Annotated in this window: 15 protein-coding genes, 1 tRNA gene and 1 riboswitch; all 16 genes read right to left on the bottom strand. The window is 44.9% G+C overall.

All coding sequences use genetic code 11. The features are described 5' to 3' along the window. Positions 1 to 216: 216 nt before the first annotated feature. Positions 217 to 3,192 (bottom strand): LPXTG cell wall anchor domain-containing protein, encoded by a 2,976-nt coding sequence (locus NQ489_RS06640; protein ID WP_021650973.1) that lies wholly within the window; start codon positions 3,190 to 3,192, stop codon positions 217 to 219. A 120-nt stretch (positions 3,193 to 3,312) separates the two neighbouring features. Beyond that, complete coding sequence (locus NQ489_RS06635) at positions 3,313 to 3,570, bottom strand: hypothetical protein (RefSeq protein WP_015525887.1); 258 nt, start codon at positions 3,568 to 3,570, stop codon at positions 3,313 to 3,315. Position 3,571: 1 nt separating this feature from the next. Further along, entirely contained in the window at positions 3,572 to 4,375 is an 804-nt protein-coding gene (locus tag NQ489_RS06630) for a Cof-type HAD-IIB family hydrolase (RefSeq protein ID WP_021650974.1), read from the bottom strand. Continuing rightward, a complete protein-coding gene (locus NQ489_RS06625; protein WP_044961208.1) occupies positions 4,368 to 5,033 on the bottom strand; it encodes an HAD family hydrolase in 666 nt (221 codons plus the stop codon). Before NQ489_RS06625 ends, NQ489_RS06630 begins: the two co-directional genes overlap by 8 nt. Before the next feature lie 8 nt (positions 5,034 to 5,041). Further along, complete coding sequence (locus NQ489_RS06620; protein WP_044961172.1) at positions 5,042 to 5,647, bottom strand: Maf family protein; 606 nt, start codon at positions 5,645 to 5,647, stop codon at positions 5,042 to 5,044. Between the two features lie 189 nt (positions 5,648 to 5,836). Continuing rightward, complete coding sequence (locus tag NQ489_RS06615) at positions 5,837 to 7,504, bottom strand: glutamine--tRNA ligase/YqeY domain fusion protein (RefSeq protein WP_015525883.1); 1,668 nt, start codon at positions 7,502 to 7,504, stop codon at positions 5,837 to 5,839. 114 nt (positions 7,505 to 7,618) lie between these two features. Further along, positions 7,619 to 7,691, bottom strand: a tRNA-Thr gene (locus NQ489_RS06610). A gap of 164 nt (positions 7,692 to 7,855) precedes the next feature. Next, positions 7,856 to 8,209: a hypothetical protein gene (locus NQ489_RS06605; protein WP_021650977.1), complete on the bottom strand. Its 354-nt coding sequence runs from the start codon at positions 8,207 to 8,209 to the stop codon at positions 7,856 to 7,858. An 84-nt stretch (positions 8,210 to 8,293) separates the two neighbouring features. Continuing rightward, positions 8,294 to 8,878: an RNA polymerase sporulation sigma factor SigH gene (sigH, locus tag NQ489_RS06600; RefSeq protein ID WP_022426224.1), complete on the bottom strand. Its 585-nt coding sequence runs from the start codon at positions 8,876 to 8,878 to the stop codon at positions 8,294 to 8,296. A gap of 36 nt (positions 8,879 to 8,914) precedes the next feature. Beyond that, the gene (gene rlmB, locus NQ489_RS06595; protein ID WP_227573913.1) at positions 8,915 to 9,640 is read right to left on the bottom strand and encodes a 23S rRNA (guanosine(2251)-2'-O)-methyltransferase RlmB; all 726 of its coding nucleotides are present in this window, start codon (positions 9,638 to 9,640) and stop codon (positions 8,915 to 8,917) included. 10 nt (positions 9,641 to 9,650) lie between these two features. Then, entirely contained in the window at positions 9,651 to 10,076 is a 426-nt protein-coding gene (locus NQ489_RS06590) for a Mini-ribonuclease 3 (protein ID WP_021650980.1), read from the bottom strand. Continuing rightward, complete coding sequence (gene cysS / locus NQ489_RS06585; protein ID WP_021650981.1) at positions 10,061 to 11,470, bottom strand: cysteine--tRNA ligase; 1,410 nt, start codon at positions 11,468 to 11,470, stop codon at positions 10,061 to 10,063. Before cysS ends, NQ489_RS06590 begins: the two co-directional genes overlap by 16 nt. A gap of 1 nt (position 11,471) precedes the next feature. Next, positions 11,472 to 11,963: a 2-C-methyl-D-erythritol 2,4-cyclodiphosphate synthase gene (gene ispF, locus NQ489_RS06580; RefSeq protein ID WP_044961210.1), complete on the bottom strand. Its 492-nt coding sequence runs from the start codon at positions 11,961 to 11,963 to the stop codon at positions 11,472 to 11,474. A 70-nt stretch (positions 11,964 to 12,033) separates the two neighbouring features. After that, complete coding sequence (locus NQ489_RS06575) at positions 12,034 to 13,197, bottom strand: sn-glycerol-1-phosphate dehydrogenase (protein ID WP_235812323.1); 1,164 nt, start codon at positions 13,195 to 13,197, stop codon at positions 12,034 to 12,036. Between the two features lie 450 nt (positions 13,198 to 13,647). Continuing rightward, positions 13,648 to 13,791, bottom strand: a complete 144-nt coding sequence (locus tag NQ489_RS06570; protein ID WP_015525840.1) for a hypothetical protein — start codon at positions 13,789 to 13,791, stop codon at positions 13,648 to 13,650. A 36-nt stretch (positions 13,792 to 13,827) separates the two neighbouring features. Then, positions 13,828 to 13,903, bottom strand: a riboswitch (cyclic di-GMP riboswitch). A gap of 201 nt (positions 13,904 to 14,104) precedes the next feature. Further along, the gene (locus tag NQ489_RS06565; protein WP_015525839.1) at positions 14,105 to 14,479 is read right to left on the bottom strand and encodes a RidA family protein; all 375 of its coding nucleotides are present in this window, start codon (positions 14,477 to 14,479) and stop codon (positions 14,105 to 14,107) included. Between the last annotated feature and the right edge of the window lie 34 nt (positions 14,480 to 14,513).

Genomic DNA, 14,513 nt, shown 5'->3' with positions numbered 1-14,513 from the left:
ATTTTTATTTCTGATGTTCCGACAGAGCCGGAAACCTGTTGTTTTTTTCAATAAATATATACTAATACGACTTTTTACAAAAGTCAAGAAAAATTTAGCACTCATCATTATAGAGTGCTAGTAACAGCATATAAAACGGATCTCTATGTGCAAAAAAATCCCTCCGTACATTTTTTGTACGGAGGGTGCTGTAAAACTATCTTCTACATTCTGTTCTTATTTTTTCTTTCTACGATATACAAGGATTCCTCCAATACATACCACAGCCACGATCAAAATGATCACAAATGTCATGATCGGTGTACTGTCTCCCGTCTGCACTGCAGATTTCTGATTTGTCTGTGTCACTGCCGGACTCGGAGTCGCAGTAAGAACTGCTGCCTGTGATACCGTAAAAGTAACCGTACTTTCTGACTGTGTACCGGTATCCTTCCAGCTGGAGCCGTCGTATTTCTGCTGTCCAAAGGTAACTTTCAGAGTATATTTTCCCGGCTTGCTGACACGGAATGTTGCAGTATAAGGCTCTCCATCCCAGGTACGGGTCTCTGTGATCTTCCAGCTCTTCGGCTGATATCTGGTATCTCCCTTACGCGGGTTTGTATTATCCATTCCTGCACCAGCTGCTGTAAAGGTGATCTTTGTATTGGTATCATACTTGCCATTGGAATCAATGCCTGTGATCTTATTGTCCGATGCAGCGGCTTCCGTGCCCTGATATCCATTTACTGTAATACTTACTGCGATCACTGTACTGATCTTGTTGGGATTCTTAACCCCCTCCGGAAGAATGACGGTACCTTTTACATTAAATATCTGACGTTCTGCAGAAGACGGATCATAAGAAGATCCCTTAACATCCCATTTAACAGATGCCTTCTGCTCTCCCTTTGTTGTAGTGATCTTTACTGTTCCCGGAAGCTTCAGGGCTTTCTGGGTTTTCTGGGTTCCATTGGGTAGATCTTTGATATCGGATGGCTTTTTGATGCCTGTAAGGTTATTCGCCTTCTTACCGTTATCTGTTTTTTTCTTTGTAACGCTGAAATGGACATTTACATAAGCTTCCACATTTGCATCATTGGCGATCACAATGTCTTCCAGATATTCCCCCTGTGAAAGTCCGCTGACCGGCTGTACGCTAAAGGTTGCATTATCTCCTGCTTCCAGCTCTGTGGCGGAAAGTGTACCAATTGTATATGCATTTGATGAAGGCTGTTTCAGAACGATCTTTGTATTTCCGGTGTTGGTAACTGTAACTTTCTTCGCATCAGGAAGTTCCTTATAGCCTTCCTCTTTGGTTCCAAACTCCAGACTATCTGTTACCGAAAGACCGGGATTGGGTTCCGGTTCCGGCTCCGAAACTGTAAATTCCAGCCGGACTTCAGCCAGTGTGTTTCCGGTATTCTGATCTGTCACAGAAATCGTATCGCTGTGATCTCCGGCCTGAAGACCGGTCTTGGGCTGTACGGTAAAGGTTGCCGCCTTATCTCCGGGATTGAGCACTTCCGCAGAAGGCTCTCCCACCTCATAATCCTCCGGAGCAGAAAGCTGGATCCGGATAGCCTCTGTACCTGTATTCTCTACGGTTACAGGCTGTGCATCCGGCGCAGTCTCATAGCCCTGTTCCAGTGTTCCAAACTTCAGAGGACCTTCCGGTTTCACTGTTGCAGTAACTGTTTTTGGTGTTTCTGTCTTTACCATAACCGAAGCCGTCACTGTAGCAGATGCTTCCGTGCTTTCATCAGAAGCAAATACAAGCTCTTCCACGTATGGATCATCTTTTGCAGAGAGTCCAAGCTTAGGCTGTACGGTAAAGGTCTGCTCTCCTCCCTGCGCCAACTGGATATTTCCGCTACTCTCCACTTCACTGACCGGCGCAATATCAAAAAACTCCGACTCAGGCTGTACTAACGTCACAGCTTCTGTACCTTCGTTTTTGATCGTGACTGTACTTGTTGTTTCTACCTTTTCATAACCGGCAGTCAGATCATCAAAAGGCAGTTCTGTCGGATCCGCAGTTAGCTTGTATATTTTTTCCGCTGCAGGGTCCGATGTTTCCCCGGGATCTGTCTGCTCATTATTTTCATGATCTTCGGCTTTTTTATTTTCCGGTTCTTTTACTGTAAAGTCCGCTTCAAAGAAGACATCGGCACCTTCTTCTGTCTGATACGTGATCAGATCTTTGTATTCTCCAGCCTTCAGACCTTCTCGTGGTTTTACCCACACAGCAACACTTTCACCACTCTTTAATGGCGCATCGTTAATATCCGCAGCCATGAAATTCTCCGGGGCAATCTCTTTAAAATTGAGATCTCCGGTTCCGTTATTTGTGATAGTAACCATCTGTGCTTCCGGAATTTCCGTATATCCCTCTTCCACGGAACCAAAATCCAGAATTCCACTTCCATCTTCCGTGTATGCAGATGCCGAATATGTCGGTTCCTCATTTTTTTCGGAAGCGTCTGCTGCTGTACCTGCGGAATCCGGTGTCTCTGTCTGACTATCTCCAGATGTATCTGCCTCATCGGTATTCTGAGGCCCTGACTGTTCTCCGTTTACTTCTATAACAGAGTTTTCAGCAGGCTCCTGGGTATCTGCAGGTTCCTGTGCATCTGTATTTTCCTGTACATCTGTATTCTCCTGCACATCCGCAGACTCCGTTTCTTCTGCCGGCTCTATGGTTTCCTCAGGCTGAGCACTATCAGGCTCCTCTGACGTTCCAGCTTCTGTATCCGGCGTGTTCTCTGAAGACTCCGAATCTGCCGAAGCTTCACTTTCCTCCGCATCCGGATCTTCTCCTACTGCTTTGGCTTCCTCCTCTGTTTCGGAAACCTCCTGGGTCGTCACCGTAAGCTCACCACTGACTCCCGTCTCTTCTTTTCCGGTGATCTTCAGAACGATCGGAAGACCCAGATCTTTTTCATCGATTTTATAAGTCTTATCAGTTCCTACCTCTGTAAGAAGGTCTCCGTCCTTTAATGACCAGGAAAAACTCACATTATCATCTGTGATCCCCTCCGGCTTGACCTTTGAGTAATCTGCACTTAAGGTAGACCCGATCGCAAGTGTTCCTTTGACCTTCAGCTTTCCATCAAGAGTTCCCGATGGAGCTGCAGTGGCAAATACCATCGATGGAAGCAGCGTTACCATCATAAGCACAGCCATGACGACTGCCAGCACTCTGCTTTTTTTCATATCCCATCCTCCTTTACATCATTTTATTTTCCCCACATTTACCCTTTCTACGCAGGGCTTTCTTTTTGCTGATGCAAGTTTATCATATTTAATTTTCAGAGGTGTAATCCCTGCTTTCCGTCAGCCTTCTACGATCATATATTTTCCGTCCGGGAGTTTGAATACTTCACTTTCTTCTTCCAGCTCCTTCAGGGAAATCCCCTCCACATCTGCGCCCATTCCATCCAGATATTTTTTAACATCCTTCAGGGAATCCAGCACAACTGCCATGCAATCCTCTAGAAATTCCTCTGCCTCCTCAAAATCCTCTGCTACCGGCTCATCAAAAAGCTGACCCTGTTTTTCCAGAAATGTCTGGACATATTCTTTCTTGTACATATTAAAGTACCTCCTTTATATCTCCGCCCGCCGCGATCAGTCTGCGAAGTACTGGTTCCACCTTCTCTGTCTCGTAGAAAGCCGCCGCCTTTACCCCTGGCTTCGCATGCTTCATGGCAAAGCTGTATTTTACAGATTTCATCATTTCAATATCATTGTATTCATCCCCGAACGCTATGCATTCATCCGGTCCGATTCCCAAAAGTTCCTGGTATTTACGGATCCCTTTTGCTTTGTTCGTGGTAAATGGAACAAAATCCACCCACGCAAATCCGGATGTCACAACAGTACATCTGTCTTTGAACCGTTCTCTCCAGTACCGGATGGATTCCTCCGTCATTCCTTCTCTCTCATAAACTGCAACCTTCATACAAGGCTCTGTGATCTCATCAAAACTCTTTATGATCTTACACTGATTTTTTACTTCTTCGATCATCAGATGGCGATAATGTTCTGTCTTGGGCATGATATAATAAAAATCCTTTGTAGAACAGGAAAATTCCGCTCCGGGCTTTTCCCATATTGCCTGAATGATCTCTCTGACCAGTTCTTTGTCAAAGCTGTCGCAGTACAGAAGCTTCTCATTCTGGACAGCAAGCCCGCCATTTTCACTGATAAATGCCATCTCGTCCTTTACCGGCGCAAAAAGATTCCTCATATTGGCATACTGTCTGCCACTGGCTGCCACAAAGAGGATTCCCATTTTTTTCAGTTCCTTTACCAGCGGAAAAATCTCTTCCGGCAGCGTCTGTCTTCCACCGATAAGCAGCGTTCCATCCAGATCACTGGCAACCATCTTAATCATGCTGCTTCTCCTCATAAATAGTAAACAGATCACCAGGTACAGCTGCTACAATATCTGCACCGTTATTTTCAAGCTCTTCTCTGTCACGGAATCCCCATAGTGCACCAACGGTATACATTCCGGCAGCACTTCCTGTCTGCATATCTGTCTTTGTATCTCCGATATACATACATTCTTCCGGCTTTACGCCGAAATCTTCTGCAATCTTCAGCGGACCATCCGGCGCCGGCTTTCTGCGGATTCCTTCCTGCTGTCCCATCACCTCATCAAACAGATCGCCATAGATCGCCTTTACCACTTTCTGCGCCGCAACATGAGGCTTATTGGAGCATACAGCCATCTTAAGGCCTGTATGTTTCAGCTTCTGAAGGGTTTCCGGCATATCTTTATATGGCACAACTTTATACAACGGATCTTCATCAAATTTCCTGCGATAAAGTTCCCTGACTTCTTCGTAGTGTACCAGCTCCGGATCTCCTGCATCGATCAGGCATCTTCTGATCAGCATATCTGCACCTTCACCGCTGTAATAACGAAAATTATCTGCCGGCTGTGGTTTCAGGGAAAACTTTTCCATGATCTCATTCGCCACATATGCCATAGATTCCAGTGTATCCGCAATTGTTCCATCCAGATCAAATATACAAGCTTTTATCATTTTGTCTTTCATCCTCTCAGGTTCATTCCCAGTTTTTTTGTCTCATAGATCAGTCTTGCCACAGGCAGTCCCACCACGTTGTTATAATCACCACGGATTCCCTTCACATAGGCTCCCCAGGCGCCCTGGATTCCATAGCTTCCGGCTTTGTCCATTGGGTCTTTGCTGTTTACATATTCCTTTATTTCTTCCTCTGTCACCGGATAAAAGCTCACATCTGTGCACTCATGGAAGGTATGAACTTTCCATCTCCCTTTTTCTCTTATCAGCAAAGTTACACCGGTATATACCTGATGTGTATTCCCCTGCAGCATAGCGAGCATCTCTATTGCAGCTGTCTCATCTGCGGGTTTACCTAAAATCTTACCCTCATAAGATACAACGGTATCTGCACCGATCACAACCACATCTCTCAGATCTCGGTTCTCCTCTTCCTCCAGCGCGTATGCCGTAAACATAGCTTTCTGACGAGAAAGTTCCTCCACCACTTTCGCAGGCTCTGCACTGGTGATCCGTTCTTCCCCGCTGGCAGGCTTCACTTCAAAGGCGACTCCTACCTGGCTTAAAAGTTCCCGCCTCCTGGGAGATGCGGAAGCAAGCACGATTTTCTTCATGTGTAATTCCTCTCTTTCCTGTGTTATCAGTATAACCGTTTCTGTAAATGGGCGCAACCGAAATCGTTGCAGGAGCATTTTGTACTTATCCATTTATTCCTGATGACGATAAAACAAAACAAGCAGTACACCCTGATACCTGTTCACGGTGTACTGCTGTCATATGTTTCATATTCTTTTTGACAGTTTTTATGCTTTCGGTAATTTGAAAGAGCTCTTCAGAGATACAATGCGGTTAAATACCGGTGCTCCCTCCCTGGAGTCATGGATATCTGCGCAGAAGAAACCGTTACGTACAAACTGATAGCTGTCATAACCTTTTGCTTTCAGAAGCTCCGGCTCTACATAAGCACTTGTTACTGTAAGAGAATTCGGATTTACATTAAGAGAACCATCTTCTTTATTGTAAACACCTTTTTCTTCATCTACGATATTCTCGTAAAGTCTTACCTCAACTTTACCTGCATTGGATGCTTCCACCCAGTGGATCGTTCCTTTTACCTTACGTCCGTCCGGTGCATTTCCGCCCTTGGTCTCCGGGTCATAGGTACAGTGGACTACACGGATCGTTCCGTCGTCATCTGCCTCATAACCTGTGCAGGTTACAAAATATGCATTCATAAGACGAACTTCATTTCCAATATAGAGACGTTTGTATTTCTTAGGAGGCTCTGCCATAAAATCATCACGTTCAATATAAAGTTCTCCACTGAACGGGATCTTTCTGGTTCCAAGCTCCTCATTCTCCATATTATTCGGAGCTTCAAGATACTCAACCTGTCCTTCCGGATAGTTATCGATCACGAGCTTGATCGGATCAAGGATCGCCATCATACGCGGACGTTTCAGCTTCAGGTCCTCACGGATGCAGTACTCGAGCATTGCATAATCTACAGAACTGTTCGCCTTTGAAACACCACAGAGTTCTACAAATTTACGGATAGACTCCGGTGTAAATCCACGGCGGCGAAGTGCGGCGATGGATACTAGTCTCGGATCATCCCATCCATCTACGATGCCGTCCTCAACAAGCTTCTTGATATAACGTTTACCTGTAACAACGTTAGTCAGGTACAGCTTTGCAAACTCGATCTGCTTCGGTGGGTGCGGATATTCCAGTTCCTTTACCACCCAGTCATAAAGCGGTCTGTGGTCCTCAAACTCCAGAGTACAGATAGAATGTGTCACACCCTCAATGGCATCCTCGATCGGATGAGCGAAGTCGTACATCGGATAGATGCACCATTTATCTCCTGTATTGTGATGTGTCATGCGGGCTACACGGTAAATGACCGGGTCACGCATGTTCATATTCGGTGATGCCATATCGATCTTGGCACGGAGAACCTTCTCGCCATCTCCGTATTTGCCCTCACGCATCTCTTCAAAAAGCTGAAGATTCTCTTCTACAGTACGGTTTCTGTACGGGCTCTCTTTACCTGGCTCTGTAAGAGTTCCTCGGTACTCACGGATCTGGTCTGCAGTCAGGTCGCAGACAAAGGCCTTGCCTTTCTTAATAAGCTTCACTGCTGCCTCATACATCTGATCAAAATAATCAGATGCAAAGAAAAGTCTGTCTTCCCAGTCTGCACCAAGCCATTTCACGTCAGCCTTGATGGACTCTACAAATTCGGATTTCTCCTTTGTAGGGTTGGTATCATCAAAACGGAGATTGAATTTTCCGTTGTATTTCTGAGCCAATCCATAATTTAAAAGAATGGATTTTGCATGTCCGATATGAAGATAGCCGTTAGGTTCCGGTGGGAAACGTGTATGCACGGTGTCATAAACGCCTTCTTCAAGATCTTTGTCTATAATATTTTCAATAAAGTTTTTGGAAACTGTTTCGTTCTCCATTGCTTTCCCTCCTAAATATCATCCTGATGTTTTATCTTATCATAAATCCGGAGTTTTTGAAACCCGCAAAACCTGTATCTAAACAAAAAATTGTCTGTTTTTAGACACAAAAAAAGCTGCTGACGGGAATCGAACCCGTGACCTCCGCCTTACCAAGGCGACGCTCTACCGACTGAGCCACAGCAGCTTGTTTCGCGACGTTTGTGCCGCTCACAGTTGTTTATATTATCAGATGATTGTCATATTGTCAATACATTATTTTTATTTTTTTAAAAATTCATATTTTCATGATTATAGCACAAAAAATCCTGTGTGCTGTCGCTCACAGACACAGCACGCAGGATTCTCTTTTTACTCTTCTGTCTTTGTCTCTTCTGCTTCTGTCTCTTCTTCCGCTTCGGCCTCCGATTCAGCATCTGCAGGTGTTTCCTCTTCTGCTTCTGTTGGTGCCTCTTCAGCATCCTCTGCCTCTTTGGAAACTTCTACAGTCTCAGATGCAGTCTTGTCCCAGTCCTGGAAGACTTCTTTCTCTTCTTTTTCTTCCTTCTTCTCGTCATCCTTGAAATCATCAAGATCTTCGAAATCATCCTCAAAGTCTTCTTCGCATACGGATCGTCTGGATACAAGTGCTGCGATAGCTCCTGCTGCGGCAGCGGTAAGCGCTCCTACTGCAACAAGTCCCCAATATTTATTGATCTTTGCCATAATTTGGTCTCCTTTCTTATTCTGCTCCTTATGAATATTATTTTAATACTTTTATATTCAAAAGGAAAGAGGTATTTACTCTTCTCAAAAATAGCTTTTAATTTTCCCACGGATCCTCTGCAGTGCATTATCAATGGATTTCGGTGTTTTTCCAAGGATCCGGGCAATATCCATATATCCATTTCCATCCAGATACAACTGCAGTACCCTGTTTTCCAGAGGGCTCAGGCTCTTTTTCATTTCATTTTCAAGAGCCGCCACATTTTCCCGGTCGATCAGGATCGATTCCGGATTATCATGCTCCACACAGGAATCTCTGAAGTTTTCCTCCGCCTCTCCGTCGCTTAAAGACACATAAGTGTTCAGTGGCTGATGTTTCTGGCGGTTTGAACTTTTAATTGCAGTATATATCTGTCTGTCAATACATATATTTGCAAAAGACTGAAAAGACGACTCCCTGTCTGGCTGGTAATCACGGACTGCCTTAAACAGTCCGATCATCCCCTCCTGTATCAGATCATCTGTGTCCCCACCTATCAGAAACATGGCACGGGCCTTTTTTCTGACCAGACCTTTATACTTTTCCATCAGATAATCTGCAATTGCAGATTCCCCTGCACGAAGTCTTTCGATAAGAGCTTCATCCGTCATCTCATTATATCGGCACATTTTTTCTCCGAACAGCTATGGCTGTATTTGATGTATTTATTTTGACAGTCTCTGTCTCACGATTTCAAAAGCAAGCACCCCTGCTGCTACAGAAGCGTTAAGGGAATCGATATCCCCCTTCATCGGGATCGCGGTAGTAAAATCACATTTCTCTTTTACAAGGCGGCTTACACCATTTCCCTCATTTCCGATCACAAGGCCAATAGGTCCTGTCAGATTCTGACGGTACATCACCTCTCCGTCCATATCTGCACATACGAACCAGATGCCTTTTTCTTTCAGTTCATCAATAGTCTGTCCCAGATTAGCAACCTTGGCAACCGGTGTATAATTCAGTGCGCCTGCCGACGTCTTGGCAACCGTAGCAGTCAGTCCTACTGCTCTGTGTTTGGGAATGATCACACCATGAGCACCTGCGAGATTTGCGGTACGGATGATAGCTCCCAGATTATGAGGATCCTCAATATTATCAAGAAGAATGATAAACGGAGGCTCTCCTTTATCTTCTGCTTTTTTCAGGATATCTTCCACTGTAGAATAATCATAAGCCGCAACCTGTGCGATCACACCCTGATGTGCACCTGTCTCGCTCATGGAATCCAATCGTTCCTTTGGAACAAATTTTACAATGGTATCATGTTTTCTGGCTTCTCTTGCGATGGTGCGGACCGGTCCGTCCTGACAGCCATCCAGAATAAACAGTTTATCAACACATTTACCGGAACGAAATGCCTCAAGGACCGCATTTCTTCCTTCTATCATTTCAGTCAATTTAAATTTCCTCCTTCTCAAGTCCTGCATGGACCAGTTCCAGTATCCTTGAAAAATCCTCTTTCAGGTAAAGATATCCCATCAGCGCCTCAAACCCTGTGGCACGCCGGTAATCCGCCATGGTGGCATGTTTGGCCATGGTAGCGGAATGCGCATTCCTTCCTCTTCGATATACACTTTTTTCTTCTTCTGTCAAAAGTGGTTCGAGGATCTCCATCATACCCGACTGTGCAGATGCTTTTACAAGGCTGCTGGCTTTTTTGTGGAGACGATTTACCGGACAATTCGCTTTTTTCACAAGAATAGTACGGATCACCAGCTCATAAACACCATCCCCGATATAGGCCAGCGTCAGCGGCGAATAGGTCCGAAGGTCTGCGTCTTTCAGATCAAACAGCTCTTTCAGTTTCTTTAAGCTCTCTGCCATTTCACACCTTCTCTTGTATCTTTAAGGATGATACCTTTTTTCAGGAGCTCATCTCGGATCTCATCTGCTCTCTTGAAATCCTTTGCCTTTCTTGCAGCCTGGCGTTCCTGGATCAGATCCTCGATCTCTTTGTCAAGAATCTCTTCTTTTTTCTCGATTTTCAGTCCCAGCACATCACTGAGCTTAAAAAGTTCCTCATAAAGACCACCGGCAAACTCCCTTGAGCTGTTCTCGTCTACGTTTGTGTTGGCAAATTTTACAAGCTCAAAAATTGCCGCAAGTGCATCTGCAGTATTAAAATCATCATCCATGGCAGCTTCAAATTTGGTAACAAAACCTTCTGCCTCTTTGAGAAGCGCAAGCTCTTCCTCTGTAATATTCTCTGCCGCCCCATTGTCTTTACGGTCGCTGAGCTTGCCTGCCGCCTCAAGGATACGCTCCAGAGAGTTCTTTGCTGCCTCCATCAGATCTGCGCTGAAGTTCAGCGGACTTCTGTAATGTGCGTTCAGCATAAAGAAACGGAGAACCTGAAGATCATACTGTTCACCGATTTGACGAACGGTACGGAAATTTCCGAGAGATTTGGACATCTTGCGGTTGTCGATGTTCAGGAAACCATTATGCATCCAGTATCTTGCAAAAATCTTACCATTGCAGCACTCACTCTGTGCAATCTCATTCTCATGATGCGGGAAGATCAGATCCTCACCGCCTGCATGGATATCAATCTCTTCTCCGAGATATTTCTTGGACATAACAGAACACTCAATATGCCAGCCAGGACGTCCGTCGCACCACGGTGACGGCCAGGACGGCTCGCCCTCTTTCTTTGGTTTCCAAAGCACGAAGTCTAACGGATCTTCCTTCTGATCCTCACCGGATACCTTAAGAGAACGGAATCCTGACTGGAGATCATCCAGATTCTTATGAGAAAGCTTGCCATACTCTTTAAATTTCTTTACACGGAAATAAACGGTCCCGTCAGCTGCCGGATATGCATATCCTTTATCAATAAGAGTCTGGATCATGTCGATCATGCCCTGGATCTCCTGTGTAGCCTGGGGTGCAGTTGTAGCAGGTTTTACATTCATATCTGCCATATCTTTCTTGCACTCTTTGATATAACGGGTAGAGATTTCCTCTGCGGAAACGCCCTCTTCAATGGCCTTCTTGATGATCTTGTCATCTACATCGGTAAAGTTGGATACATAATTTACTTCATATCCTTTATATTCCATATATCTGCGCACCGTATCAAAAATGATCATAGGGCGGGCATTTCCGATATGGATCAGATTGTATACCGTAGGTCCGCAGACATACATTTTTACTTTTCCTTCTTCCAGAGGTACAAATTCCTCTTTTCTGCGTGTCAGTGTGTTAAAAATCTTCATGTTACTCTTCCTCCAATTTCCCGATTCTGTACAGGGAGCAGATCGCCTGTGAGGAGATTCCCTCTCCCTGTCCTGTAAATCCAAGGCCTTCCTCTGTTGTCGCCTTGATATTCAGCTGTGATATTTTAATCCCAAGTGCTTCTGCGATATTTTCTCTCATCGTCGGAATATGTGGTGCCATCTTCGGTTTCTGAGCGATGATGGTGGCATCGATATTTCCGATCGCATAGTCATTCTCCTTCAGTAATCCGGCAACATGCACCAGAAGTTTCACACTGGAGATTCCCTTATATGCAGGGTCTGTATCCGGAAAATGCTTTCCGATATCTCCAAGAGCCGCAGCTCCCAGAAGTGCATCCATGATCGCATGGATCAGAACATCCGCATCCGAATGGCCCAAAAGACCTTTTTCCCAGGGAATATCAACACCACCAAGGATCAGTTTCCTGCCCTCAGTCAGTTTATGTACATCATATCCCATTCCTACTCTCATCAAACCGTTCATCACTGCCTTTCCTGAAATTTATGTCAAGTCAAAAGAACCTTTTATGAGCTGTTCCTGCTCAGTATGTGAGCATCTTCCGAAGTCTCAGAAGGCTCAGCCTTCTTCTTGTATACGGTGCAAGTCTGAGACTCTCCTCGATCGCTTTTCCCGGCAGTCCGATATCCCGGACTCTGCTCACGCAGCCGACGATACTCATCATCTCCTGCATATCTGTAACTGCAGGAAGAAGATCTATGATCTTAAGGATTTCCGGAAGTGCACCGGAAAGTGTTTCTGTGCTTACATCGTCCAGAAGTTCCGGAGTGTTTTCTTTTTCAAGTGCTCCAAGAATCCCTTTTCTGCCGAAGGTCTCCTGCAGGAGTTCTCTGTCTCCGTCTGTAAAGGCATGCACTCTGCAGGCTCCTCTTCGGATAGCATCTGCAAGCTTTTTATATTCCAGAAGGACCAACATGGTTGCTGCAGAAACCTTCTCCCCGTGAAGAGCATCCAGGTGGCCATTGACCACTTCCATATCCCAGAGGTGGACCATATGGTGCTCCGCCCCGGATGCCGGTCTGGAGTTTCCTGTCATCTGCATGGCCAGTCCGGAAAGGATCAGCGCATACATCAGCTTCTCACATGCATCTTTCTCTCCTGCTGCAATTTCTTTCAGATTATCCTTAACAGTCCGGATCGCTTTTGTTTCCAGGTCTGCCACCGCTGTACAATAGTATTCATCCATAAGAATACTTGCTATCTTCCAGTCTGCCAGCGCAATGTATTTTCCCAGAATATCTGACACCCCGGCTGCTGTAAGCCTTGCAGGCGCCTTAGCAAAAATATCCGTATCCGCAAAAACAAAAAGTGGCGCAGATGCCTGAAATACTTTTTTTACACCATTCCAGGTCATGTCTGCTACTGTGGAAGTAAATCCGTCTGAACTGGCTGCGGTGGGCACAGAGACAAAAGGGATCCGGTACTGATGGGCGACAAAACGGCTGAGATCATGGATCGTCCCCGCTCCAACTGCAAGAACAAGATCGATGTCCTCTTCCATATAATTCTCCACGATCTCCACGGCACGCTCATCTGCCTCAAGACCTTCAGCATCCAGGATCAGTACCTGACACCGGTCATAGATATCCTCCATCAGTTCCTCTGTAGCTTTGTAACTGTTCGTGTCACAGATCAGAAGCGGGGAAATACATTCTTTCAGATCACCGTCTGACATTTCCTTTTCCAATTTCCCGATAGCTCCTGATTCAATTACAATTTCTCTAACGTCTATGTGGTGCTCCCTCCCGCAGCTGCAAGGTCGGGCAAAATCGTCCGCATCGACTCGCATGTACTTATGTCCTCCTGACTTCTTTTAATGATTCACAGCGTATTTCTCTGTCCGCTGAATGATACAATATTACAGTTTGGTATTATACAGGATTTTTTTTTATTACGCAATGATAGAGTTCAACTTGTTTCATCATATAGCAAAAATCCTTTATTTTCAAGGATTTCCGGTGTTTCTACGCCAAACAATGTTTCGCCTGGTTGCGTCTATTTTCTTTTGTTTGTCACAAAAATTGTCATAATAAAAAGCCACTCACAATAAAGGGAAGTGGCTCTGATTATTACATTACATTTTCAAGCTTTTTCAATTCATTCTGTACTCTTGCTCTTCTGCATCCTTCCCCTCCGCTTATTTCCATTCAGCGTCTGCTTCACTTAAAGTCTTTAATTGCCCAAAAAACTCTTTTGCAGCATCCAGACCTACAACCCCACTGTCTGTCAAACAGATATTCGCAATCCGCTTCGCTACTTGCTCATAACCGAATAACATCATAAAAAAAACACCGTCTCACAGACAGTGCACCTCATTTCATGCAACTGGCTACCATTTTACAGGCCCTATAGCTTTGCGTCCCAGACTTTCATCTGGTTTGCCGATCATCCTTATTAAGCTTTTATACGTATCCTAAAAAACTGGTTTTATTATACTACAGCGCTCTACTTTACACAAGAAAAAACATTACCGTTTTAACGCTTGAAAACACAAAAAAAGAGATTGCTCCAAAACAGAGAAAAATACTTTATCCCCACGAAAAAAAAATCCCCGCTGTCTGACTGAAATCAGACAACAGGGATTTTTTATCAGATCATCCGATCGCTGCGATCACTTCTACCTCGCAGAGAACGTTCTTTGGCAGTGTCTTGACTGCAACACAGGAACGTGCAGGTTTATTTACGAAATATTTGGCATATACTTCATTAAATGCCGCAAAATCGTTCATATCTGCAAGGAAGCATACTGTCTTGATCGCATTCTCATAGCTGGAACCGGCAGCTTCCAGAACTGCTCCGAGATTCTTCATAACACGGTCAGCCTGCTCCTCGATGGTTGTGCCAACTACCTCTCCAGTTGCCGGATCCACCGGGATCTGACCGGATGTGTAAAGTGTATCTCCATGGATGATAGCCTGGGAGTATGGTCCGATTGCTGCAGGTGCTTTGTCTGTATGTACTGTCTTCATAATAGAATTCCCCTTTCATGAACATTTCGGATAC

It is taken from the genome of Blautia sp. KLE_1732_HM_1032, from assembly GCF_025147905.1.
Lineage (GTDB): Bacteria > Bacillota > Clostridia > Lachnospirales > Lachnospiraceae > Blautia_A > Blautia_A fusiformis.
The sequence above is the reverse complement of the archived record's forward strand: the minus strand, read 5'-3'. Positions and strand labels throughout refer to the sequence as shown.

What these genes read in the sequence shown, in the direction of transcription:
- NQ489_RS06640 (WP_021650973.1), bottom strand. Translation starts at nt 3,192, where the DNA reads ATGAAAAAAAGCAGAGTGCTGGCAGTCGTCATGGCTGTGCTTATGATG.
- NQ489_RS06635 (WP_015525887.1), bottom strand. Translation starts at nt 3,570, where the DNA reads ATGTACAAGAAAGAATATGTCCAGACATTTCTGGAAAAACAGGGTCAG.
- NQ489_RS06630 (WP_021650974.1), bottom strand. Translation starts at nt 4,375, where the DNA reads ATGATTAAGATGGTTGCCAGTGATCTGGATGGAACGCTGCTTATCGGT.
- NQ489_RS06625 (WP_044961208.1), bottom strand. Translation starts at nt 5,033, where the DNA reads ATGATAAAAGCTTGTATATTTGATCTGGATGGAACAATTGCGGATACA.
- NQ489_RS06620 (WP_044961172.1), bottom strand. Translation starts at nt 5,647, where the DNA reads ATGAAGAAAATCGTGCTTGCTTCCGCATCTCCCAGGAGGCGGGAACTT.
- NQ489_RS06615 (WP_015525883.1), bottom strand. Translation starts at nt 7,504, where the DNA reads ATGGAGAACGAAACAGTTTCCAAAAACTTTATTGAAAATATTATAGAC.
- NQ489_RS06605 (WP_021650977.1), bottom strand. Translation starts at nt 8,209, where the DNA reads ATGGCAAAGATCAATAAATATTGGGGACTTGTTGCAGTAGGAGCGCTT.
- sigH (WP_022426224.1), bottom strand. Translation starts at nt 8,878, where the DNA reads ATGTGCCGATATAATGAGATGACGGATGAAGCTCTTATCGAAAGACTT.
- rlmB (WP_227573913.1), bottom strand. Translation starts at nt 9,640, where the DNA reads ATGATAGAAGGAAGAAATGCGGTCCTTGAGGCATTTCGTTCCGGTAAA.
- NQ489_RS06590 (WP_021650980.1), bottom strand. Translation starts at nt 10,076, where the DNA reads ATGGCAGAGAGCTTAAAGAAACTGAAAGAGCTGTTTGATCTGAAAGAC.
- cysS (WP_021650981.1), bottom strand. Translation starts at nt 11,470, where the DNA reads ATGAAGATTTTTAACACACTGACACGCAGAAAAGAGGAATTTGTACCT.
- ispF (WP_044961210.1), bottom strand. Translation starts at nt 11,963, where the DNA reads ATGAGAGTAGGAATGGGATATGATGTACATAAACTGACTGAGGGCAGG.
- NQ489_RS06570 (WP_015525840.1), bottom strand. Translation starts at nt 13,791, where the DNA reads ATGATGTTATTCGGTTATGAGCAAGTAGCGAAGCGGATTGCGAATATC.
- NQ489_RS06565 (WP_015525839.1), bottom strand. Translation starts at nt 14,479, where the DNA reads ATGAAGACAGTACATACAGACAAAGCACCTGCAGCAATCGGACCATAC.